At 63.3% G+C, this 18,252-nt stretch carries 35 protein-coding genes; 25 read left to right on the top strand and 10 right to left on the bottom strand.

What is annotated here, in order from left to right; genetic code table 11:
- Positions 1-29 precede the first annotated feature (29 nt).
- Together C6P61_RS09715 and C6P61_RS09710 are read right to left on the bottom strand one after the other, a co-directional pair.
- Complete coding sequence (locus C6P61_RS09715; RefSeq protein ID WP_105729726.1) at positions 30-2,459, bottom strand: DUF5906 domain-containing protein; 2,430 nt, start codon at positions 2,457-2,459, stop codon at positions 30-32.
- Positions 2,460-2,629: 170 nt separating this feature from the next.
- On the bottom strand, positions 2,630-3,160 hold the full coding sequence (locus C6P61_RS09710; protein ID WP_146115019.1) for a phage regulatory CII family protein: 531 nt from the start codon (positions 3,158-3,160) through the stop codon (positions 2,630-2,632).
- A 39-nt stretch (positions 3,161-3,199) separates the two neighbouring features.
- On the opposite strand from C6P61_RS09710, the gene C6P61_RS09705 reads away from it, so the two are divergent.
- Complete coding sequence (locus C6P61_RS09705) at positions 3,200-3,433, top strand: hypothetical protein (RefSeq protein WP_105729725.1); 234 nt, start codon at positions 3,200-3,202, stop codon at positions 3,431-3,433.
- 210 nt (positions 3,434-3,643) lie between these two features.
- Positions 3,644-3,883 carry a hypothetical protein gene (locus C6P61_RS09700; protein ID WP_105729724.1) on the top strand — a complete coding sequence of 80 codons (240 nt, stop codon included), beginning with the start codon at positions 3,644-3,646 and terminating at the stop codon, positions 3,881-3,883.
- A 135-nt stretch (positions 3,884-4,018) separates the two neighbouring features.
- Here the strand turns inward: C6P61_RS09700 and C6P61_RS09695 are convergent, their stop codons facing one another.
- Positions 4,019-4,321 carry a hypothetical protein gene (locus tag C6P61_RS09695; protein WP_105729723.1) on the bottom strand — a complete coding sequence of 101 codons (303 nt, stop codon included), beginning with the start codon at positions 4,319-4,321 and terminating at the stop codon, positions 4,019-4,021.
- Positions 4,322-4,423: 102 nt separating this feature from the next.
- Here C6P61_RS09695 and C6P61_RS09690 point away from each other — a divergent pair, with 102 nt between their 5' ends.
- Entirely contained in the window at positions 4,424-4,648 is a 225-nt protein-coding gene (locus C6P61_RS09690) for a hypothetical protein (protein WP_105729722.1), read from the top strand.
- Here C6P61_RS09690 and C6P61_RS17680 read toward each other — a convergent pair.
- Together C6P61_RS17680 and C6P61_RS17965 are read right to left on the bottom strand one after the other, a co-directional pair.
- On the bottom strand, positions 4,599-4,859 hold the full coding sequence (locus C6P61_RS17680) for a hypothetical protein (protein ID WP_146115018.1): 261 nt from the start codon (positions 4,857-4,859) through the stop codon (positions 4,599-4,601). The genes C6P61_RS09690 and C6P61_RS17680 overlap by 50 nt on opposite strands.
- A gap of 1 nt (position 4,860) precedes the next feature.
- Positions 4,861-5,118, bottom strand: coding sequence for a hypothetical protein (locus C6P61_RS17965; protein WP_170067356.1), 258 nt, complete (start codon positions 5,116-5,118; stop codon positions 4,861-4,863).
- Positions 5,119-5,171: 53 nt separating this feature from the next.
- Between C6P61_RS17965 and C6P61_RS09680 the strand changes: the two genes are divergently transcribed.
- The 4 genes from C6P61_RS09680 to C6P61_RS09665 all read left to right on the top strand — a co-directional run bounded on the left by C6P61_RS09680 (position 5,172) and on the right by C6P61_RS09665 (position 7,248).
- Complete coding sequence (locus tag C6P61_RS09680) at positions 5,172-5,864, top strand: S24 family peptidase (protein ID WP_170067362.1); 693 nt, start codon at positions 5,172-5,174, stop codon at positions 5,862-5,864.
- Positions 5,865-6,060: 196 nt separating this feature from the next.
- Positions 6,061-6,384: a hypothetical protein gene (locus tag C6P61_RS09675; protein ID WP_146115017.1), complete on the top strand. Its 324-nt coding sequence runs from the start codon at positions 6,061-6,063 to the stop codon at positions 6,382-6,384.
- Complete coding sequence (locus C6P61_RS09670; RefSeq protein WP_105729718.1) at positions 6,374-6,892, top strand: helix-turn-helix domain-containing protein; 519 nt, start codon at positions 6,374-6,376, stop codon at positions 6,890-6,892. Before C6P61_RS09675 ends, C6P61_RS09670 begins: the two co-directional genes overlap by 11 nt.
- Positions 6,893-6,918: 26 nt before the next feature.
- Positions 6,919-7,248 carry a hypothetical protein gene (locus C6P61_RS09665; RefSeq protein ID WP_170067361.1) on the top strand — a complete coding sequence of 110 codons (330 nt, stop codon included), beginning with the start codon at positions 6,919-6,921 and terminating at the stop codon, positions 7,246-7,248.
- A gap of 58 nt (positions 7,249-7,306) precedes the next feature.
- On the opposite strand, the gene C6P61_RS09660 is transcribed toward C6P61_RS09665, so the two are convergent.
- Both C6P61_RS09660 and C6P61_RS09655 read right to left on the bottom strand, forming a co-directional pair.
- On the bottom strand, positions 7,307-7,702 hold the full coding sequence (locus tag C6P61_RS09660) for a type II toxin-antitoxin system HicB family antitoxin (RefSeq protein ID WP_105729716.1): 396 nt from the start codon (positions 7,700-7,702) through the stop codon (positions 7,307-7,309).
- A 15-nt stretch (positions 7,703-7,717) separates the two neighbouring features.
- Positions 7,718-7,903 (bottom strand): type II toxin-antitoxin system HicA family toxin, encoded by a 186-nt coding sequence (locus tag C6P61_RS09655; RefSeq protein ID WP_105729715.1) that lies wholly within the window; start codon positions 7,901-7,903, stop codon positions 7,718-7,720.
- Between the two features lie 748 nt (positions 7,904-8,651).
- On the opposite strand from C6P61_RS09655, the gene C6P61_RS09650 reads away from it, so the two are divergent.
- Positions 8,652-8,951: a hypothetical protein gene (locus tag C6P61_RS09650; RefSeq protein ID WP_105729714.1), complete on the top strand. Its 300-nt coding sequence runs from the start codon at positions 8,652-8,654 to the stop codon at positions 8,949-8,951.
- Between the two features lie 201 nt (positions 8,952-9,152).
- The gene (locus C6P61_RS09645) at positions 9,153-9,359 is read left to right on the top strand and encodes a hypothetical protein (protein ID WP_105729713.1); all 207 of its coding nucleotides are present in this window, start codon (positions 9,153-9,155) and stop codon (positions 9,357-9,359) included.
- On the opposite strand, the gene C6P61_RS09640 is transcribed toward C6P61_RS09645, so the two are convergent.
- Positions 9,356-9,622 carry a hypothetical protein gene (locus tag C6P61_RS09640; RefSeq protein WP_105729712.1) on the bottom strand — a complete coding sequence of 89 codons (267 nt, stop codon included), beginning with the start codon at positions 9,620-9,622 and terminating at the stop codon, positions 9,356-9,358. The two genes, C6P61_RS09645 and C6P61_RS09640, sit on opposite strands and share 4 nt — an antisense overlap.
- Before the next feature lie 151 nt (positions 9,623-9,773).
- Here C6P61_RS09640 and C6P61_RS09635 point away from each other — a divergent pair, with 151 nt between their 5' ends.
- From C6P61_RS09635 to C6P61_RS09620, 5 genes are all read left to right on the top strand, one after another.
- Positions 9,774-9,989: a hypothetical protein gene (locus C6P61_RS09635; protein WP_105729711.1), complete on the top strand. Its 216-nt coding sequence runs from the start codon at positions 9,774-9,776 to the stop codon at positions 9,987-9,989.
- A 224-nt stretch (positions 9,990-10,213) separates the two neighbouring features.
- On the top strand, positions 10,214-10,420 hold the full coding sequence (locus C6P61_RS09630) for a hypothetical protein (RefSeq protein WP_105729710.1): 207 nt from the start codon (positions 10,214-10,216) through the stop codon (positions 10,418-10,420).
- The gene (locus C6P61_RS09625) at positions 10,417-10,683 is read left to right on the top strand and encodes a hypothetical protein (RefSeq protein WP_105729709.1); all 267 of its coding nucleotides are present in this window, start codon (positions 10,417-10,419) and stop codon (positions 10,681-10,683) included. Before C6P61_RS09630 ends, C6P61_RS09625 begins: the two co-directional genes overlap by 4 nt.
- Complete coding sequence (locus tag C6P61_RS17960) at positions 10,680-10,844, top strand: hypothetical protein (protein ID WP_170067359.1); 165 nt, start codon at positions 10,680-10,682, stop codon at positions 10,842-10,844. The genes C6P61_RS09625 and C6P61_RS17960 overlap by 4 nt, the downstream gene beginning before the upstream one ends.
- Complete coding sequence (locus C6P61_RS09620) at positions 10,841-11,707, top strand: hypothetical protein (RefSeq protein ID WP_105729708.1); 867 nt, start codon at positions 10,841-10,843, stop codon at positions 11,705-11,707. Before C6P61_RS17960 ends, C6P61_RS09620 begins: the two co-directional genes overlap by 4 nt.
- A gap of 334 nt (positions 11,708-12,041) precedes the next feature.
- Here the strand turns inward: C6P61_RS09620 and C6P61_RS09615 are convergent, their stop codons facing one another.
- A complete protein-coding gene (locus C6P61_RS09615; protein WP_105729707.1) occupies positions 12,042-12,389 on the bottom strand; it encodes a hypothetical protein in 348 nt (115 codons plus the stop codon).
- A 27-nt stretch (positions 12,390-12,416) separates the two neighbouring features.
- Between C6P61_RS09615 and C6P61_RS17955 the strand changes: the two genes are divergently transcribed.
- From C6P61_RS17955 to C6P61_RS09570, 11 genes are all read left to right on the top strand, one after another.
- Positions 12,417-12,569, top strand: coding sequence for a hypothetical protein (locus C6P61_RS17955; RefSeq protein ID WP_170067358.1), 153 nt, complete (start codon positions 12,417-12,419; stop codon positions 12,567-12,569).
- Between the two features lie 3 nt (positions 12,570-12,572).
- Entirely contained in the window at positions 12,573-13,121 is a 549-nt protein-coding gene (locus tag C6P61_RS09610) for a DUF4406 domain-containing protein (protein ID WP_105729706.1), read from the top strand.
- A complete protein-coding gene (locus tag C6P61_RS09605; RefSeq protein WP_105729705.1) occupies positions 13,118-13,576 on the top strand; it encodes a hypothetical protein in 459 nt (152 codons plus the stop codon). Before C6P61_RS09610 ends, C6P61_RS09605 begins: the two co-directional genes overlap by 4 nt.
- Positions 13,577-13,652: 76 nt before the next feature.
- Positions 13,653-14,318, top strand: a complete 666-nt coding sequence (locus tag C6P61_RS09600; RefSeq protein WP_146115016.1) for a hypothetical protein — start codon at positions 13,653-13,655, stop codon at positions 14,316-14,318.
- Positions 14,315-14,620: a hypothetical protein gene (locus tag C6P61_RS17670; RefSeq protein WP_146115015.1), complete on the top strand. Its 306-nt coding sequence runs from the start codon at positions 14,315-14,317 to the stop codon at positions 14,618-14,620. Before C6P61_RS09600 ends, C6P61_RS17670 begins: the two co-directional genes overlap by 4 nt.
- A complete protein-coding gene (locus C6P61_RS09595) occupies positions 14,617-14,907 on the top strand; it encodes a hypothetical protein (RefSeq protein WP_105729703.1) in 291 nt (96 codons plus the stop codon). The genes C6P61_RS17670 and C6P61_RS09595 overlap by 4 nt, the downstream gene beginning before the upstream one ends.
- Complete coding sequence (locus tag C6P61_RS09590; RefSeq protein WP_105729702.1) at positions 14,904-15,161, top strand: hypothetical protein; 258 nt, start codon at positions 14,904-14,906, stop codon at positions 15,159-15,161. The genes C6P61_RS09595 and C6P61_RS09590 overlap by 4 nt, the downstream gene beginning before the upstream one ends.
- On the top strand, positions 15,158-15,748 hold the full coding sequence (locus tag C6P61_RS09585) for a hypothetical protein (protein WP_105729701.1): 591 nt from the start codon (positions 15,158-15,160) through the stop codon (positions 15,746-15,748). The genes C6P61_RS09590 and C6P61_RS09585 overlap by 4 nt, the downstream gene beginning before the upstream one ends.
- On the top strand, positions 15,745-16,497 hold the full coding sequence (locus tag C6P61_RS09580; protein ID WP_105729700.1) for a DUF2786 domain-containing protein: 753 nt from the start codon (positions 15,745-15,747) through the stop codon (positions 16,495-16,497). Before C6P61_RS09585 ends, C6P61_RS09580 begins: the two co-directional genes overlap by 4 nt.
- Entirely contained in the window at positions 16,494-16,733 is a 240-nt protein-coding gene (locus C6P61_RS09575) for a hypothetical protein (RefSeq protein ID WP_105729699.1), read from the top strand. Before C6P61_RS09580 ends, C6P61_RS09575 begins: the two co-directional genes overlap by 4 nt.
- Complete coding sequence (locus C6P61_RS09570) at positions 16,730-16,966, top strand: helix-turn-helix transcriptional regulator (RefSeq protein ID WP_244908860.1); 237 nt, start codon at positions 16,730-16,732, stop codon at positions 16,964-16,966. The genes C6P61_RS09575 and C6P61_RS09570 overlap by 4 nt, the downstream gene beginning before the upstream one ends.
- On the opposite strand, the gene C6P61_RS09565 is transcribed toward C6P61_RS09570, so the two are convergent.
- Positions 16,939-18,231, bottom strand: a complete 1,293-nt coding sequence (locus C6P61_RS09565; RefSeq protein ID WP_105729698.1) for a tyrosine-type recombinase/integrase — start codon at positions 18,229-18,231, stop codon at positions 16,939-16,941. The genes C6P61_RS09570 and C6P61_RS09565 overlap by 28 nt on opposite strands.
- Positions 18,232-18,252 lie beyond the last annotated feature (21 nt).

Genomic DNA, 18,252 nt, shown 5'->3' with positions numbered 1-18,252 from the left:
AACAGGACGAATGGAGGTTTTCATGGTGGTCATGCCCTGAAACTCATGCCCTTGTAGTCCTTGAGCGCGGTGCGGAAGACCTCGATACGCTCGCCCAGCCACACGGTCTCGCTGCTCCCCACTGGGGCCTCATGACCGCCAGGCAGGTAGGTGATGGCGCTAGGGCCCTTAGTGCCGGCACCACTGTCGTAGCGCTTGCGCAGCGAAACGCCCTTGTGCTTGCGCATGACAGCGTTGGCAAAGCGCGGCTGGTTCAAGGCCTTGAGTCCCGCGTGGTGACACCAGGCGGCATAGAGGTCATACAGGTCCTGGCCGAGGCAGGGCGTCAGCAGGGCCGGTGCCCGCTTGGCGGGAAAGCCCGCCACGTCGCCGGACTCGAAGGCCAGGATGAACCGGCTGGGGCTGTCCAGGCTCAGGTCGATCAACTCGCGCTTGGCATCCGTCATCGGCGGCAGCGTGGCGCTGTTGAAACTCCCCAGATCCAGATGCAGCAGGTAGTGATGCAGAGCGGCTATGCCGCCGGCATCGATCTCGGCCTTCACGGCGGCGTAGAACTCGGGGCTGAGCTTCTCGGGCGTCCAGATCACCGCATGCCGGCGGTCATCCTCCTCCAGCACCACGGGCATGGCCTCGTTGGAGAGGAAGACCATGTTGACATGGTTGCGCTCCTCGTAGGCCGCCATGTTCTTGGGGTTGATGCGAATCCACTCCCCGGTGATGAAGGCCTTGAGCTTGTTCTTGATGTGATACAGGTCCGACCTGGCCACCACCTCGTCGGCGATCAGGAACAGCCGGCGGCTGGCCCAGTCGTTGAACTTGTCCTCGATCGCACTTTGGTCAATCACCCGGCCATAGCGACCGTAGATGGCCATGATGGCCTCGAAGAACATGTTCTTGCCGGTGCCCTGCGGTCCGTGGATCACCAGGGTGGTCTTCATCTTGGCGCCAGGGTGCTGGATCGGATAGGCCAGCCAGCGCAGCGCCCACTGATACAGCTCTTCAGGCCGGCTGTCAGCCGCACACATGTAGCGCAACAGGTCCAGCAGGTTCTGGCAGTTGCCCGCCCGCGGCGTCGTCGGCCAGCCCGACCACAAATTGCAGCGGATGTTGGGGTCGGTACCGGCCGGGTCGAAGCCGACCTCAGTCACGCGCACCATCGACTTGTCCGGATGCTCGGCCCAGGCCCGGTGCAGCTCGCGCTTCAGGCAGGCGTCGCGCATGTCGCTCAGCGTGACCAGGCAGTGCTCCTGATGGTCGAACACCGTGCCACCCTGGCCATAGACCAGGGCGAAGCGCTCGAGCAGCTCATCCAGGGAATCGATGGGGCGCAGCGGGTCCTTTTCCGGCACGCCCCCCTCCCCCTTGGGCTGGGCAGCGCGCTGGACGACCTGGGCGATCCGCCAGCCCAACACCGTGAGGCGGGCCTCGATCTGCGTGCGAACGACATGCAAGCCCTCGGCCTGGTGCAGATCGTTGAAGTCGCTGAGCTTCGACCCCTTTTCGAGCCAGGCCAAGCGCCGCGCGGGCTGGTCGGCGAACATGGGCGCAACCCATGCTCCTCCGACCTCCATCGCAGCGCTGCTGGCACACGAGATCCCGGCATTGCCTGCCTTGTGCGGCTCGCCGCAGTGCGGGCAATCAGGACCGTCGGAAAGCCAGACGCGTTGGCGGCAGGCGCTGTTCTGGCACTTCTGGGCCTCGTCGTCGTCAGCGCAGACCAGAATGCGCGCCGCCTTGTAGCGCTTGTGCAGCGCTGCAGCCACCGGCGCCAGGTTGTTGGCGTCGAAGGCCACCGCCACGCACAGGCCCGTCGCCTCGAACAGGCTCGCTGCCGTCGCGTAGCCCTCGGCCACCAGGATGATCGGACCCGGCATGCCGATCAGATGGAAGTGCCCCTTCTTGATCAGGCCCTGCGGCCAGTATTCCTTTTCCAGGCGCCTGGCAGATCCGGCCTGCTTGCCGCGCACGATCTGCAGACCGTGGATCTTGCCGCCCACGTCGAGCAGCGGAACCACCATCGCACCCTGCGGGCTGAAGCGAACGCCATGAGCGCCCACCGCCTTCCGGTGCAGGTACTCGCAGTCGCCATCCTCCGAACAGCGCTTCCACGCTGCTGCCGCCCTGTTCGCTGCGCGGTTCGCGTCCGCCTGGCGGGCCGCCTCAGCCAGACGTCGGTCCTCGGCCAGGCGCTTGCGCAGGCTGTCACGCTGCTCCTGGCTCAGTGCCGTGCTGCGCAGCTCAACCTTGACCGCGTTGTTCTCGGCGCCACGCCAGATGCCATAGCTGCCGACGATCAAGTCGTCGCCGGTCTGCAGGCGCATCTCGTGCAGGTGGTACCAGCCGCGTCGCTCGCGGTCCCCGTCGACCTTGCAACGGCGCAGACGCCCCACCTCCAGGCTGTCGACCAGCAAGCCAGCGGCGCGCAGCTGGCCGAGCACATCCTCGTAGTTCGACGCCATTCAGTAAGTCCTCCACTCACTGACTACACAGACAGAGGGGCTCGAATTACCCGCATAGGTATCCGCGGGGGAGGACCCACGACCGGCATGACCCCGCATCGCTGCAGGAACAGAGCCGCGTTTCGCACACCTGTGCGCTCTCTCAAACCAGGGGGAGGGGGGCTGCGCGATCATTTTTCACTGCCCTTGGGTGGCGACGGCATGCGGGCACGCAAGGAGCCCAGCACCGCATTGATCGCGGACGACAGCTCGGCTGCCATTGCCTCGCAGCGACGCATGGCGTTCCGGGACACAGCCCCAGCCGATATCGCGTCGACGATCGAGTGCCCCAGATCGGCATACGCGGAGACCATCTGCCAATGGAGGGCCTGCAGGTTCTCGGGGTTGGCGGGCGTGCCGCGCACGCACACGTAGCCCAGCGCGTCGGCCATGGCATGCAGGATCGCCACGTCGCCGGTGATCTCCTGCATGGCCATGGCCTCGCGCAAGGTGAGGTGGTGAGAGGTGTTGCTGGCGTTGACCTTGTTCTGCAGCACGCCTGGGACTATGCCCATGCGCCCCGCCAGCGCAGGCACACCGCCCGGGAAGCGGTGCGCCGTGTGATAGGCCGCATCAAGCACGTCGATGCTTGTCCTGATGTACTCCCCCCACTCCGAATTAACGTTTGAGGATGAGCCAGAAATTGAGATAGTTGTTTTCATGAAATCGCTCCTGCTAAACCATTGAAAGGACACGCCGCCATGAGCCACGCCTCCCTTGCTAATCAATCGCCACTCCCCTCCATCGAGGATCGGGTGGACGCCATCGAACTGTTCCTGCAACAGTTGGTGCTGCTGCTTGAGACGGAGCCCGCCATCACCGCGACCCTGCTGGCCACATGGACCAGACTGGCCGGCGCGCACATGCGCCGGAGCGGATCTGCATCTGCACAGCAACTCGCCGCCCTCGACCGCCTGGTTGAGCAGTTGACATGAGCGGCTGCTCCAAAGAAAAAACCACCGACCTGGTCGAAGGGCGGGCAGGAGCGCTCCGCCGCGTCCAGGCCAACGCGATCGGTCGCGTCCACCCGGTGGAAACCGTTGCACGCTGCCAGCCAAGCCTGGCGGGCAGCAGAAAAAATGGCGGGCCGGTCCAGCCCGGTACGATGGAAGCTCTCACACACCCATCGAAGGAAGGATCGGCCCATGAAAGCAGGCAACGAGATCGACCACTTGGCAGCAGAGGCCAAGCGCAACGGCCACGCCGAAACACTCTGGCTGATGCTGCGCAACGCGTACTTCAGAGCCGGCACGCCGGAGGATGGATGGGATGCCATGGTGAGCTGCTTTGCAGGCATGGGTATACGGGCCGTGTCGGACTGGCAGCGCATCAACGGCCGGGAGGTGGAGTACGTGCTGCTGACGCCCAAGCGCCAGGCGGAATAGGCTCGTCCTTCCACTCCTGCCCCTGCTTGTGCTCCACCAGGAAACGGCAGAAGCGCAGGAACTCATCGGACAAACCGCCGAAGCATTCCCGTACCAGCGTCAAAGCATGGTCCTGCTCGGGGGTAAGGGTGGGTGTCATCTCACACTCCCTGCTCGCACTGCCAGCACAAGATCATCGAGACGGCCGCAAAGCTCCAGGCGGTATAGAAGCTGCCTTGCCGGTTCTGCGGCAGCGAGTTCGACCTGGGCAAAACGCAGATACGCGCCGAGATCGCCAAGGTCGAGCAATCGCTGGCGAAGCTGCGGCGATCGCGCGGCCGTCTTGGCAAGTAGATCCAGGTCAGCGAGCGCCTGGTCGGTGTCGATCTGGATCTTCAGCGCATGGCGGTCGGGTAGCTCGTCAGCCAGCAGGTCCACTGCGCGCATGGACTTCAACATCACGCCCCCTGCCCGGCCGTGGCCGGAAAAATGGCGGGTCGGTCCAGTCGGCTACCATTGGAGTTCTCACTCTGCCAACGTTCACCAGAAAAGGACCGACCCATGAAATTCACGACAGAAGAACTCTTGCTTGCAGCAGAAATTGGCAAGCGCAGAATAGAGATGGCCAGAGCCATGACGAGAGACATGACCGCCGAGGAGGTCGAAGTCTTCAGGAGGCAACGCTGGGACGAATTGGCCAAATTGGCCCTGGAGGAGCTCGAGGGGGTTGCCAGCGTCATTGCGACACTCCGTCATCAGCAGGACGAGTCGCACCCGCCGAGGTGATAGGAAACACCATCCCGCCTATCATGGTGCGATGCCTGAGATCGTCGCGCAGGACCTCGACTTCAAAACGCAAGCCGTGCAGCTCTCTCAGCAAAGCCTCTGCCACGACCTTTTGGAACTCGACAGAGCGCGCGGTCAGCTGCGCCTCACGAGCCAGCGCCTCGGCAGCCGCAGCTCGGCGTCGCCATGCGATAACCTTCTTCGGCTTCATCTCACGCCCCCTTCCCGGCCGCAGCCGTTTCGATATCCGAGCCAGCCGGGGTTGGGTGAAGCGGCATGACATCGCTGAAGGCTGACGGGTGGTCGTATGCCTTCAGGAATATTTCCGGGTGCTTTACCTTGATGGCCGCCGGTATCCCACGCTTGATCCAGTTGTGGACGCGACGTGATCCGTCCGGCATTTCTAGACCGAGAAGCCTGGCGACTGCTGTCGGTCCCCCAAGAGACTTTATGGTTTCGGCGTCTTTCATGGAGCACATTAAACATCATGTTTACCTTTAAGTCAACGTCATGTTTAAACATTATGTTGAAAAATACAGGGATGCATGCGACGACAAAACGCCTCTTTGATGCTCTGGTTGAGCTGGCAAAAATAGACGGCTACAAAGAGCCAGGGAAGGCAGCTCAGTTCCTGGGTGAGAGCGCAGCCACCATCACAAACTGGAAAAGTCGCGGAATATCGAAGCAGGGCATCCTGAAGGCCAACAAGCTGTTCGGCATAGACCCCCGCTGGCTGGAGAGCGGCGAAGGAGATATGCTGCCGGAAGGCCGCAGAGTGGAGCCCAACGTGGAAGCGGGACCAGCCGTAAAGCCTACGCGCGAGATCCCCGTCGTCGGCGAGGTCAAGGGCGGCGACGACGGCTACCTGACCGAGCTGGACTACCCGGTCGGTCATGGCGAGGGCGTGGTGGACTACCCCACCAGCGATCCGTGTGCCTACGCGCTGCGCGTGCGCGGCGATTCCATGCACCCACGCTATCGGGCGGGCGAGTTCGTGGTGGTAGAGCCCAGCCTCGAAGCCCAACCCGGTGATGATGTGGTGGTGGCCCTGCACGACGGCCGCAAGCTGCTCAAGGAGCTCAACTGGGCGCGCGACGGCGAGGTGCAACTGCTGTCGATCAACAACCACTTCGGCCCGCTGACCATCCCGCTGGCTGAGATCTTGCGCATCCAGCTGGTGGCCGGCCGGGTGCGGCGCGGGGCGATCAGGCGGTGACCTTTGCTCACTCCATGGCGCGACCACGAAGCCCGTCGGAGCGTCAAGGGGCTTCCAGCCTCTGCCAAGCCCCCACGATCTAGACACACATTGCAAATTTGGTATGCTCCAATGGAAGTTCCAAACGTATGTCTCGCCCACTGGGCGCAATGACGTACAAGATGCGATAGACGGCTATGACATCTACGGACAAACCATGTTCGAACGAGCCGTCATGCACTTGGCAGTCTCGCCCAAGAAGCAATGGGACGAACCACACGGAAAGAAGCTGAAAAATGAAGACCCGCTCTACGAAATCCGATACCAAGCGTTCCGGCGACAGGAGCGCGCGCTCGGCTACTTCGATGATGCCGCCGGCACCTTTGTCATTCTTGTCATCTGCAACCACAAGGACAAGGTCTACAAGCCGGCGAGTGCCTTCAATACCGCCCACACCAGAATGGAGCAGATCCGGTCTGGTCAAGCAACGACTGCTGCTCTCCAGGTCGATGGAGCGAACTTTCCGGAAGATGGTCAATAGCACCGAGGCACGCGATGCTTATGTGCAGGCAGAAGTCACGACTGCGCTGTCCCACCAGATCCGCGCCATTCGCCAGCAGCGCGGCTGGTCTCAGGGCGAACTGGCGCGACGCCTGGGCACTACCCAGGCCGTGGTATCCCGGCTGGAGAACCCTGACTATGGGCGCCTCTCGCTGCAAACACTTTTTCAACTCAGCAAGGCGTTCGACACCGGCCTTCAGGTGCGCTTCGTGTCTCTGGTGACCATGCTCAAGGAGACCTACCACCCCAAGCATGCCAATCGCCTGGTCCCCGCGTTCGAGGAAGAAGCCCAATATGTCGGTTTCGACGATGGCACGCCTTCCTACCACATGGTCATTGACGAGCCAGCGCAGAGCCTTGCGAGCAACCAATCACTGAAACAGATTTCTATGGAGCAACCCACGTTCGGCGCGTGGCTGCGGATCAAGAGCTCCGACATAGGCAGCTCCATGCACACAACCGTCCACACTTTCTTTGCTAAGTCATGACCACATCCAAAGCTACTCCGCGCCCGTTGAGCCTCGTGATCCCACAAGATGTGCCCACCATTTATGTGGAGGGGATCGCCCAGATGTTGCTGGGATTTCCCAACAGTCGGGTTCATTTTTATGACGTGATGACGACTCCGCCGCAAGAGCACCATGACCACGAAAAACATCGCGTGCGCTGCGAGCTGGTGATGCCAACCGCAGCGCTGGTCGAGATGTGCCGGTCGATTCTGGGTCACATCGCAACCGCTTCCCCGAACCTGCAGATGACCAGCACCGAGTGGATGCAACGCGTGCAAGAGATTCTGGACCAGGCGGGCCATCCCATCGCCGCCGCGTCACCGAACACAGACTGAGCAGGCCTTCAGCTTTCAAACTCATCCAACCGCCTTCGGGCGGTTTTTTTTGGCCTGGTTAGGCGTGCATGGCCGTGCGCGCTGCCTCGACCAGGAAGCCGCTGCGACTCATGCCGTGGCGCTTGGCGTAGTCGTCAATCCGGGCCAGGATCAAACGCGGCACCGTGATGTTGATCTTGTCGGCGGGGCCGAAGTACTTCTCGACCGGGGCATCCACCACGGCCCAGACACCTCCCGCATAGTCCGGGTTGGATTGATGGACTGCGAGCGGCTGACGGGCAGGCAGCGATTCTCCATCCTCGAGCAGCGTTTCGACGTGCAGGTCGATCGCCTCCAGCACGCTGTCCAGCGCTTCATCCAAGCTGTCGCCGCCCGAGAAACAGCCCGGCAGGTCAGGCACGGTCACGCCGTAGCGTTGACCGTCATCGGTGTGAAGAACTACGGTGAATTTCATGGTGTTCGGCTCCTGTTACTTGCGCCATCCGGCCTGGCGCTGAATGCTGTACAGCGTGGGCGTCGGTATGTCGCCGTCTGGGTGCTTGACCGTCACCAAGCCTGGCTTGCTGGGGTGCTTGAACTGGTGATGTGAGCCCTTCACGCGGGCCAAATACCAGCCGTCGGCCTCCAGTTGCTTGATGACTTGCTTGCTGTTCATGGTGGTCATGATAACCCAGCGGTGGTTACTGTCAACACCAGAACAAGCCCGCAGGATGACCACCCATCCCGTTCACCGTCATGCCCCTGCAAATTTTTCGGACTCAGCAGGCCAGCCTCCTCCCGCCCAGCGCCAGGCATTGAAGTAAGTGGGTAAAGATTTCCGGAAAAATTTACACACAGCGTGTAAACGTAGCGTTGACATATTATTAAACGTGGTGTTTAATTTATCCCATGCCGCAGCGAAAGCCAGCGGCAAGGGCCAACGGATCGACGTACAGCCCAGCAGGCAGGTTTCGGCGCATAGGCAATGTGTAGCGCCGAAACCGCCCAGTGCGCAGCAAGCCATGCGACTGGGCAGCCTGAACGGATCTTTCAAAAGTCACAGAACAGACGGGATTACTTGGGCGCAGTCGTGAGATGAGGCCCCGCTCCCACACACCGGCCAGCGGATGAAGGGCCGAAAACAGCCCGGCCATGAGTCCGGCACGCCCGTAGCGATCCTGCGGCGTGTCACATGTCGGGGCTGTCCTGCAAAGGACGCCAGTCGCACAGGAAGTTCGAAGAGCCTGTGGACGCCCAGGATGGCGGGTAATCCTGGGCACCAGGCCCGACAGGTCGCACCAGGTAGTGCAGGTCCGTGGCAACACACGGACAGGCGCGAAGGGCGAAACCGGCAGGCCGAAAACCCGAGCGTCTTTGCATTGAGGGCGCTGGGGTTTTCCAACCAAGCGAGGACAAGCACGCCCATGAGCCAGTTTTCTTTCGAGCTGACCCAAAAAATCAAGCTGCAAATTCCAGCAGTCGATCTGGATGCGGTGCAGCGTATCTGTGACATGACGACCCAGGCCTTCCAAGCTGCGCAGCGCTTGAGCCTCGATATCAGCATCGAGCAGGAAGAGACCGGGCCAGCGCTGTTTCTGACACTGGACACGCACGGCATGGACTTTAACGAGCAGCTGGCGTGCGAAGCACAGCTGCGCGCAGCCATTCAAGCAGACCGGCAGCTGGTGGAAGCCAAACGATACCTAGTCATTTCGGTGATGTGAGCGGCAATGAAGCCGCAGGAACTGTCGCAGCAAGGCAGCACACACCTGTCGTGGCGTGGTAACGACAGGCACAGGCCTGACAGGTCGGACCATGGAAGCCCATCAGAAATAGTAGGTGGGCTGGACAGAAACGAAACCGGTAGGCCGAAAACCCGAGCTTCCTTGGCATCGAGGGGGCTGGGGTTTTCTGAAGGAGTACGCATGCAAGTCAGAGACGAGCCGGAAGGCTTCAACAAGGCCATGCTCAAGCAGCGGGCCATCGAACACCTGAAGAACGCGCTCGGTGCTTCATTCGCAGCAGAGCACGCCTTGAGCCTGGAGGTAATCAACCATCAGCGCGGCGAGCAGCTGATGATGAAGTACCAGGAAGAAATCAAGCAGCTGATCGTCGAGGTCAGCCAGCTTTAGGTTGACGGCAGCCAGCCAGCTTCCTGCAGCTCAACCAGTCGCATGCTGGTCGGCTCGCCGCGCGCCATGCAGCGCACGACGGTGGTCAGCCGTGATTCGCTCAGCACATGGTGCACGTCCACCACCAGCAGCGAATCAATGCCCTGCAGGTCGTCGGCGTCCGCAGGCGAATACACCACCTCGCCCACGCGCGGCACATGGGGCGCGTCGATTTCCACCGAGCGCACGAGCGCGCCATTCTTGGTGCAGATCTCAAGAATCATCCCGAATCCTTTCAGTTGTGACAAACCAAAGGATACAGCGCACCTCTGAAAGCGCTTGAGATATGGGTGACAGCCCGGAAAGACGGGCAAAACCTGAGCGCCTTCAGGTTGAGGGTGCTCAGGTTTTCAACCACCAGAGGACATCACCCCGATGAGTACCCGCATCTACCTGGTCACCGACCGAGACACCCAGACCCGGCGCTTGATCCGCGCTGCCAACCAGGCGCAAGCCGTTCGACACGCGGCGCAATCGCGCTTCGATATCCAGGTCGCCAGCCAAGACAACCTGGTCACGCTGCTGGCAGCCGGCCAGGCCGTGGAATCGGCCGCGCAGGCTACCGAGGCCGAGCCCGAAACGACCGCCTGACCGGCCACAGACACCCCGGAGAGACGGGGACCACCCAGGAAATGCCCTGACGCCGACCGGCTGGATGGGCCAGCAGGCGGAGATATGTGTTCCGCCAGGGCGTTTCCCGGGTGGTGCGTCCACCGCCGATCCGACCTCCCTGCCCTGTCGCAACGACGGGGTTTTGCCCGCCAGCTGCCACGACGCACTGGCGGGCTTTTTTCTACCCACCCCAGGAGTCACCCATGAATGTCACGCCTGCCCGCAGCTACCGCTGCACCTACCACCCACGGGACGCCTACGGCGGCACCCAGTTGTCCGAATCCGGCGTGCTGCCCATCATCCAGGTCAAGGCCAGCAGCGCCGAGCACGCCCAGCGCGCCGCCGCGGCGATCACCGGCTGCGCGATCGAATCTGTCGAGCGCGTGGACGACGCCGAGGTGGTGGCGTGAACCGCGTGTACCACCGCGTGAACCACCTGATCCTGGTGGCCGCCGTCACGATGGGCCTGCTCGCTGTCGCAGCACTGCTCGACGGCCCGAGCGACCACGAATTCGAGCAGGCCATAGCCGCCGACCTGCAGGACGCGATCGGCCAGGCCGGTCGCGATGCGCCCGCAGTGCGCCTGGAGCTGGCCCGCCTGGAAGGCGACCGCATCGAGGCGGTTCCGGCCGCCGTGCTGCCGCGCTACGCCATGCTGGAGACGCAGCCATGACTTTCCGCCACCGCCGCGACCTGCCCCGCAGCGCACGCCGCCTGCAGTCGATCGCATCCGCCTTGACCGGCTATGCCGCCTTCCTGGTCGTTCTGGTGTCGACAGGCATCGGCATTGCGCTTGTCCTGGCACCGCACATCCCCCAAGTAGCCCAGCCATGAACAGCCAACCCGTGCCGCCGGCGACCCTGCGCGCCTTGGCCGCCCTGGCCCTGCTGCTGGGGCTGGCTTGCGCGGTGGTCAACGGCTGGTTTTTCGCCCTTGGCCTGGAGCAGCTGGAGCCCGACTCCACCGCCCGCGCGCCGCTGCTGCTGGCCGGCTGGTTGATGGTGACCAGCGAGCATGTCGCGGTCGGCCTGGCCGCCTTGCTGCCGGCGGCATTTGCCGGCCTGCGCCGGCGCCTGCTGTGGCTGGGCCTGGCCCTGCTGGCATTCGAGGTGCTGTCAATGTTCGCCGCCCAGCGTGCGCTCGAGCATGTCAACGTCACGGCTACGACTGCGCAGGCCACGCAAGCTGCCGGCCTGCGCGCCGCGATCGACAGCCAGCGCACCACGCTCGAGCAGCTGCGCAGCAACGGCGCGCGCCAGTCTGAGTCGGCCAACGCCTGGCGTCAGCACCTGGGCGCCGCCGCGCTGCGCGATTCGCTGGCGGGCCAGCAGCGGCTGCAGGCCCTCGAGGCCGAGCTGGCCACGCTGCAGGGCGGCATCCGCCCGACGCTCACCGGCGTGCTGGGCGCGTCTGGCGCAACGGCGCTAGCCGCTGCGCGCGCGCTGCTGATCGGCGTCATGGGCCTGGTGCTGATGAGCGCGGCGGGGCAGCTGTGGGCAGCAGGTCGCACTGGCCCGACACCGGCAGAGGCGATCAGCCAGCACCCAGGCAGCAGCCCGTCAACACCCACGCCGCAGACGGCGGAACGGCCCGCAAAGCGCCCTGGCGTCGACCAGGCAAGCAGCCAGATTCCGCCGAAGCGGCCCCCGGCACTGCGCGCCAAGGCGCGTGACAGGCCGGAGCACGAAACGCCATGACACCCCATATCAACACGCTCAGCGACTGGGCTGCGGCCTGCATCTAGCTCCCTACAACGTCTCACTTGCTTGCCCCAGTGCAGGTTTTTTTGCGCCATCTCACAGGGACCGAAACCATGAAGATCCAACCCATAATGCGCGCCGCGCCAGTGGTAGCAGCGAGTCCGACCGGGCTCTACACCGGTCCAGACTGGGCTAGCAGCATGTCGCGGCCAGGTTGCCAGGACCACCTGCTGCACCCCAGCCGCCGTGGCAACGCGCGCTTGTTCCATCGCGGCCATGCGACCACCCTTCAATCCACGAGCAGCAGCAAATGACCCACCACAAGAATGAATCAGTTGTCGCCGCCGTGCAGGATCTTGTAGCCGGCCAGCCGCTCGAGGCGACTTGCGTAAACCGCCCAGTTGGCGGCGGAAGCCGTGGGCACGGAACCATCAGCGTACAGGTATATGCGCTCGGCAGCGGTGTCTCCATGGCACGACAGGGCAGCAATCTGCTTTGCAGAGAGGGCTCGTTTGAACTTGAAGCGAACGGGAAACTGTTCGTATTCGACCCAGTCGGTGCTCGTCAGGCCTACGGGTTTGTAGAACCGGTTGAGGGCGACATAGCTGCCGTCGGGCATCCGGTCGAGGCAGTAGATCAGGAAGACCTGGGAGAAGTTGGATTCGCGCGGGTTGCTCATGATGGACTTTCCAAAAAGACATCAATTTTGAGTCTACCGCAGGGGGCTGGCAAGACCATCCTGGCCGACGCATTGGCCGACCGGCTGGGATGCACCTCCGTGGTCGACGACTGGGACCACCGCATGCTGCTGACGCCGGGAGCACTGCACTTGACCAACATCTTGGATCTCGAGGCCTGAGCCATGCCATCGATCACCCTGACCCTCACCGATACCCCCGCCGGCGGCGTGTCGGTTGCGACCAGCTTTCGCCCGGCCATCAGCCATCCGTGCAGCCCGGCGCAGTCCTATGCGCTCGAGATCCTGGCACGAACGCGTCAGGACTTGGGCCTGCCTGAACTGCCCTACGGGCCACAGCCTCAGACTGGGTTTCCTCACCTCTACCTGGCCGGTCCGATGTCAGGCCTGCCCGACTGCAATTACCCGGCGTTCCACATGGCAGCGGCCAAGCTGCGCGAGCTGGGCTACCGGGTGACGAATCCGGCAGAGAACGGCTTGCCCCGCAGCGCGCCCTGGGCACAGCACATGCGCGCCGACATCAAAGGCTTGCTCGACTGCGACGGGCTGGCGGTGCTGCCCGGCCACGAGCACAGCGCCGGCGCTCGGATCGAGATCGAGCTGGCCACCAAGCTCGGGATGACGGTGGGCAGCATCGTCCTGTGGGTTGACCTGGTCAAGAGCGGATTCCATTTCAAGCGACCCGCGACCCCACTCGAGCAGGCGGTCGCATGAACCTGATGCGCTTCCTCGACAGCGGCATCGACCGCATCAAGCAATCCGAATCTGACCGCGTGGCCGAACGGCTGCGAAGGGACTGGATGAGCGCCCTGCTGGCCGACGAAACCCGTGCCTGGATGAACCTGGGCCAGGTCGACCGTGGGGCCCTGCGCGGCGTGCTGGGCCTGCTGGCCTTGGCTGGCTTCTGTCACCTGCACGATGGCCACGACCAAGACGCGCCCGCCATGCGGGTGATCCGCAGCGCGATCAGCGCAGGCGAGCAATGTGGTCACGGCGGCAGCGTCATCACTCGCGAGGCCGCGCAAGCATTCGCTTCGGCGGCCAGCCGGGCCCGCGAGATTTTCCGCACAGCCAGCCTGGGAGCCATTAAGGCCACCGTCCTGACCGTGAACAACCGGCTGCTGCAAGGCGGGCCCAGTTCGCCGCGATGGAACCAGATCCGGATCTAGACGGTAGGCCCAACCGAATCGATCGCCCCTTCAATACCAGGCCCGCCAGCGCGGGCATTTTCATCCCAGCATGACCATGGCATCTGACTACAAACCCAACAGCCTCGCCATCAAGATCCTGCGCCTGTTCCTGGTCAACCGGGACCTAATCATCGGTGCGGATCGGCTGGCCAACATGTTCAACACCAGCCCGACCCAGGTCCGACAGACGCTTGCGCCGGCAGTGGGCCGCCACATCCTGCGCAAGGAGCTCGACGACCTGACGGGCGAGCAGGACTATGCCGCCGGGCGAAGCCTGGGCGAGATGGCGCACCTGCAGCCGACCGCGCAAGAGCAGGTCCAAGGCACCCAAGAAGCCACCGCCCAACAAACTGCAGAAGCTCCGCCCCCAAGCCGGGCAGCTGCTGATGCCGACCAAGTCGACACCGAGCTGGCGGCGATCATCAACTACGGTCTGCAAGGCAGCCGGATCGACCTCGACGACCTGCAGCTGAGCGACATCCCGGTGCCGACTGGCCGGGCCGGCGCGGTCAGCCGCTACGACGGGCATTTCCGCGAGGCGCTTGAGAGCGGGCGCGCCATCACCATGCCGCCGGTCTACGTCAAGACCGTGGCCAATGCCGCGCGCAGCTGGGCCAGGCGACACGCACCCAAGCACCAGGTCAGGAGCTGCGGCCGGCTGACGGGCTGTCACTTTGGCGCGATCTGGATCACGGAGAGCAAGCGGAAGGGGAAATCATGATGCTGCCGCCAATCGGTTCATTTCTGAAGCCGGTGGGCGCGTCGAAGTTCCACTGGTCGATACGCGTCACCCATCACTGGGACGATGACCGGATCGGCTACGAACGCTGGGGACTGAAGGATGGCCGCGTGATTGACGATGGCCGAATCACGCAGGGCTGTGTAGGCGATCTGGTGCAAACATCGATACCAAGCGTCTGGCGTGATCCATTTGATTTTGGAGGCCACCAGAGATGGACGTGCTGCCCGATTTACTACCGCTCCATCATCGGCCCTACTGGCCAAGGAGATCTGTTCGCATGACCACACAGCTCACGATGACCGGAGACGACTGGATCAGCGACCGCGATCGAACCAGGCAGAAGAAGGCGATTGCGGCACGCCGAGACGCCGGCCTGAAGGCAGCAAAGGCCTTGGAAAAAGCGGCCGAAGCTCTCAACGACTACCTGCGGGCCTGCCGTGAATGCCAGGATGGCAGCGACGACAGCAAGATGGGTGCTGGCGATGGGAGGCGAGTTCTGATCGGCAACATGACTGAATACATGGGGTGGCTGCATTGGAAGCATGACGCTGAAAGAGGTACAGCATGAGTATCACAGTTCAACGGCTGCACAAGCTGCTGGGCCAACTGGCAGAACAGGGACACGGCAGGAAGCCCGTGTGTGTCGACAAAGAATCGTTCTCGAGCCCGCTGGAAAACGATGGCGTCAGCGTGTTTGACCTCGAGATAGTCGACGGCCCGCGCTGGATAGAAATGGCCGACGACGACGGCGGGACGAAGTGGAACAAGGACGGCAGCGCATCCGGGCGCACCGTCGTAATACTGAAGGGCGGTGCAGGATGAAAGAGCGTCCAATCTTGTTTGATGCGCAGATGGTGCGCGCTCTGCTGGCCGGCACGAAGACTCAGACGCGGCGGGCGGCAACGCTCACGGCTAACGCGCATGTGAAAGAGCCCGGTGGCCATCGCCGCTGGCATCCCGGAGATCCTGACGCTCGCTTGGCCTGCCCCTACGGCCAGCCCGGCGACCGGCTGTGGGTGCGCGAGACTTGGGCTGCACCGCACAGCGATGATGCGCGCCCGCCGCGCTCCATCCATTGCGACTGGACGCAAATCCACTATGCGGCGACGGAAGAGCGCGGCGGCCTGATGTGGCGACCGAGCATCCACATGCCCCGCTGGGCCAGCCGCATCACGCTCGAGATCACCGGCGTACGCGTGGAGCGGCTGCAGGACATCAGTGCCGACGATGTGCGGTCCGAAGGCTGCCCAGACAAACCGATCGAAGGAGCAGAGCAAGCAAGCATCGACCTGCTGGCCAAGCTCTGGTATCACGACCTGTGGGAGTCAATCAACGGTTCCGATTCTTGGAATGCAAATCCCTGGGTCTGGGTTCTCGAGTTCAAGCGCGTGGAAGGAGTTGCATCATGAGCAAAATCGACCCAAAGATCCTCGCCAAGATCAAGAAGTGCCTGGCACTCAGCGGTTCGCCAAATCCGCACGAGGCGGCTGCAGCCATGCGCCAAGCCCATGCCCTCATGCGCATGCACGGCGTGGACGCTCATCAGGTGGCCATGGTCGAAATCGGCGAGTCGTCGGCAGGCATCCGCACGATGTCACGCGACAAGCCTGCCCACTGGGAAGCTGCGTTGGCGGCAATGGTCGGAAAGGCGTTTGGCTGCCAGATGCTGATCAGCCGGATGATTTACCCAAAGGTGTTTCGCAAGCACGTCAATGAAGGCCAGTTCATCTTCATCGGCCAGAAGGGTCAGGCAGAGGTAGCGGCGTACACGGTTTCCGTGCTGGCCCGGAAGTGCAAGACTGCGCGCCAGAAGTGGATCGCCGAGCACCTGGCCGGCGTGTCCGGTGAACGCGGTGGCAAGTCGACAGTCACGCGCATGGGCGATGCTTTCGCCGAGGGCTGGGTCCACTCCATCGGCAAGCTGGTGGCCGACTTCGCCAACACACCTGAAATCGAGCAGGCCATCGAGCGGCACATCGCCGAGAAGAACGTGGGCGCTGATGCTCCTACCCGGAAGATCAAGACTGACGACATTGGGCGCAGCGAAGTGATGGCGGCCCGCATGGGCGCGCAAGCCGCTAAGGGTGAATCGCTGTACCGGCCCATGCACACCAGCGCGCCGCAAATGGCAATAGGTATGGAAGGAGCCGCGGCATGACCATCACGCTCGACTCGACCCGCACTGCCGCGGTCGACCAGGGGCACTGCTGGATCGACATCGACGACCAGCCGCCGCCAACCGGCGTCAAGCTGCTGTTGATCAACCGGGCCAACGGCGTGGCCTGCCTCAACGTCTACCAGGCCAAGCACCAGTGGACGCACTGGGCGGGCCTGCCACGTTTTTCCGACCAGGTTGGCCAGCTCAGCCGCCATGGCACACAGGAGGAGCCGTGAACATCAGACCCATCGTCGTCAAGAAAGACGTGGCCGCCATGATCGTTGCGCTGTCCGAGTCCACGATCGACAACCTGGAAAAGGCCGGTGAATTCCCGAGGCGTCGCAAGATTTCCAACGGCAGCGTTGGCTATCTGGTGCGCGAGCTGGAGGAGTGGGCCGAATCCAGACCTGTGTCAGATCTGCTGCCAGCGCCAGACTGCGGCTATGGCCGCGCCGGCAAGTCGAAATGAAGGCTCGACAGCAGCTCATCCAGCTTGCCCAGCCAGAGCCTGCGTTCGGCATCGTAGGAGTGCAGGTTGTAGACCCCGACGATGTGCTGGGGCATATGCCCCATGATCGCCTCGGCGATTTCATCCGGGCAGCCCAGGGACGCCAGCAGGGTCCGGCCTGTCCGGCGCAGGCTGTGCGGCGTCCAGTTCGTCACCGGGATCACCAGCCCCTCGCCATCGCGACGCGCGACCTTCTCGCTGTAGGGCTGCAGCGAGTAGATGTAGGTGCTGAAGAAGTGCTGGGTGTACTGCTTCACCTCGCCCTTCTGCACCGTCTCGAACAACCAGCCCGACTCTCCCACGGCGCCCAGGCGGCGCTGCACCACTTCCAATGACCTGCCGATCAGGGGCACTCGTAGGTCCTCGGACTTCTCGAACCGGGCGTTCTTCGTCTGCGCTTTCGGGACCGTCCACCACCAGCCGTCAGCTTCCTGCCTGATGTGCTCTGGTCTCATTCCAAAAATCTCAACTCCCCGCGTGCATGTCCACAGGTACATGACCACCGCATCCCGGCCAATGTCGTGCATGTGCGGCAGCCACGCTAGCAGCTCACCCACTTCGTCCTGGCGCAGCACGCGCCGCTGCTGGCCCACATGCTGGCCGCCGACGATCTTCCCTTTCGACTTGAGCCGGCCCTTCATCACGGCACGCCACCAGTTTGGCACGTCGCCGTTCAAGCGCCCGGCATCGAGCGCGTAGTCCCAGGCCGCACCGAGCAGCGCGCGCAGCTTCTGGGCCGCCGTGGGCCGATCCTTGCGGGCATCTAGGATGTCGAAAGCCTCGGACCGAGTCACCAGAGCGGCGCTCATGCCCGCGAAGTCTGGCGACTCGTCCAGCAGCCGCTGCAGCGCCCGGCGCGCGGCCTCGGCACCCTCCGGCTTGCGGGAGGTCATCAGATGCCCGTCGACATAGTCCTGCAGCAGCTCGCGCACGGTGTAGGTTTTCGGCGCCGGTGTAGGTTTCTTGGCCGCCCGCCGTTGCGCGGCAGGATCTGCCCCGCCGTCGCGCAAGGTGCGCAGCTCCTGCCAGGCAGCCGCTGCGCTTTGCACCGACATCGCCGGCCACTGGCCGATGGCCACTTGCTTAATCTTGCCGTCGATCGTCTTGTAGCGGTAGGTCCAGCTTTTTCGAGACGCGGACACGACCAGTCGCAGGCCGCTACAGCCTTCAACGAGCATGTGCTCGCCGGGCTTGAGCAGCTTGGCTTTTCGTGCGTCGAAGAACATGATCTACACTCCCATCAATCC

The sequence above is a fragment of the Malikia spinosa genome (genome assembly GCF_002980625.1).
GTDB classification, from domain to species: domain Bacteria; phylum Pseudomonadota; class Gammaproteobacteria; order Burkholderiales; family Burkholderiaceae_C; genus Malikia; species Malikia spinosa.
The sequence above is the reverse complement of the archived record's forward strand: the minus strand, read 5'-3'. Positions and strand labels throughout refer to the sequence as shown.

Coding starts and splice junctions, on each gene's coding strand:
- C6P61_RS09705 (WP_105729725.1), top strand. CDS start 3,200: ATGAGCCACGCCTCCCTTGCTAATCAATCGCCACTCCCCTCCATCGAG.
- C6P61_RS09645 (WP_105729713.1), top strand. CDS start 9,153: ATGCAAGTCAGAGACGAGCCGGAAGGCTTCAACAAGGCCATGCTCAAG.
- C6P61_RS09610 (WP_105729706.1), top strand. CDS start 12,573: ATGCCATCGATCACCCTGACCCTCACCGATACCCCCGCCGGCGGCGTG.
- C6P61_RS09710 (WP_146115019.1), bottom strand. CDS start 3,160: ATGAAAACAACTATCTCAATTTCTGGCTCATCCTCAAACGTTAATTCG.
- C6P61_RS17680 (WP_146115018.1), bottom strand. CDS start 4,859: ATGAAGCCGAAGAAGGTTATCGCATGGCGACGCCGAGCTGCGGCTGCC.
- C6P61_RS09630 (WP_105729710.1), top strand. CDS start 10,214: ATGAATGTCACGCCTGCCCGCAGCTACCGCTGCACCTACCACCCACGG.
- C6P61_RS17960 (WP_170067359.1), top strand. CDS start 10,680: ATGACTTTCCGCCACCGCCGCGACCTGCCCCGCAGCGCACGCCGCCTG.
- C6P61_RS09695 (WP_105729723.1), bottom strand. CDS start 4,321: ATGTTGAAGTCCATGCGCGCAGTGGACCTGCTGGCTGACGAGCTACCC.
- C6P61_RS09595 (WP_105729703.1), top strand. CDS start 14,617: ATGACCACACAGCTCACGATGACCGGAGACGACTGGATCAGCGACCGC.
- C6P61_RS17670 (WP_146115015.1), top strand. CDS start 14,315: ATGATGCTGCCGCCAATCGGTTCATTTCTGAAGCCGGTGGGCGCGTCG.
- C6P61_RS09635 (WP_105729711.1), top strand. CDS start 9,774: ATGAGTACCCGCATCTACCTGGTCACCGACCGAGACACCCAGACCCGG.
- C6P61_RS09715 (WP_105729726.1), bottom strand. CDS start 2,459: ATGGCGTCGAACTACGAGGATGTGCTCGGCCAGCTGCGCGCCGCTGGC.
- C6P61_RS09690 (WP_105729722.1), top strand. CDS start 4,424: ATGAAATTCACGACAGAAGAACTCTTGCTTGCAGCAGAAATTGGCAAG.
- C6P61_RS09700 (WP_105729724.1), top strand. CDS start 3,644: ATGAAAGCAGGCAACGAGATCGACCACTTGGCAGCAGAGGCCAAGCGC.
- C6P61_RS09605 (WP_105729705.1), top strand. CDS start 13,118: ATGAACCTGATGCGCTTCCTCGACAGCGGCATCGACCGCATCAAGCAA.
- C6P61_RS09600 (WP_146115016.1), top strand. CDS start 13,653: ATGGCATCTGACTACAAACCCAACAGCCTCGCCATCAAGATCCTGCGC.
- C6P61_RS09585 (WP_105729701.1), top strand. CDS start 15,158: ATGAAAGAGCGTCCAATCTTGTTTGATGCGCAGATGGTGCGCGCTCTG.
- C6P61_RS09650 (WP_105729714.1), top strand. CDS start 8,652: ATGAGCCAGTTTTCTTTCGAGCTGACCCAAAAAATCAAGCTGCAAATT.
- C6P61_RS09655 (WP_105729715.1), bottom strand. CDS start 7,903: ATGAACAGCAAGCAAGTCATCAAGCAACTGGAGGCCGACGGCTGGTAT.
- C6P61_RS09620 (WP_105729708.1), top strand. CDS start 10,841: ATGAACAGCCAACCCGTGCCGCCGGCGACCCTGCGCGCCTTGGCCGCC.
- C6P61_RS09580 (WP_105729700.1), top strand. CDS start 15,745: ATGAGCAAAATCGACCCAAAGATCCTCGCCAAGATCAAGAAGTGCCTG.
- C6P61_RS09615 (WP_105729707.1), bottom strand. CDS start 12,389: ATGAGCAACCCGCGCGAATCCAACTTCTCCCAGGTCTTCCTGATCTAC.
- C6P61_RS09675 (WP_146115017.1), top strand. CDS start 6,061: ATGTTCGAACGAGCCGTCATGCACTTGGCAGTCTCGCCCAAGAAGCAA.
- C6P61_RS09565 (WP_105729698.1), bottom strand. CDS start 18,231: ATGTTCTTCGACGCACGAAAAGCCAAGCTGCTCAAGCCCGGCGAGCAC.
- C6P61_RS09640 (WP_105729712.1), bottom strand. CDS start 9,622: ATGATTCTTGAGATCTGCACCAAGAATGGCGCGCTCGTGCGCTCGGTG.
- C6P61_RS09660 (WP_105729716.1), bottom strand. CDS start 7,702: ATGAAATTCACCGTAGTTCTTCACACCGATGACGGTCAACGCTACGGC.
- C6P61_RS17965 (WP_170067356.1), bottom strand. CDS start 5,118: ATGAAAGACGCCGAAACCATAAAGTCTCTTGGGGGACCGACAGCAGTC.
- C6P61_RS09575 (WP_105729699.1), top strand. CDS start 16,494: ATGACCATCACGCTCGACTCGACCCGCACTGCCGCGGTCGACCAGGGG.
- C6P61_RS09590 (WP_105729702.1), top strand. CDS start 14,904: ATGAGTATCACAGTTCAACGGCTGCACAAGCTGCTGGGCCAACTGGCA.
- C6P61_RS09680 (WP_170067362.1), top strand. CDS start 5,172: ATGTTGAAAAATACAGGGATGCATGCGACGACAAAACGCCTCTTTGAT.
- C6P61_RS09670 (WP_105729718.1), top strand. CDS start 6,374: ATGGTCAATAGCACCGAGGCACGCGATGCTTATGTGCAGGCAGAAGTC.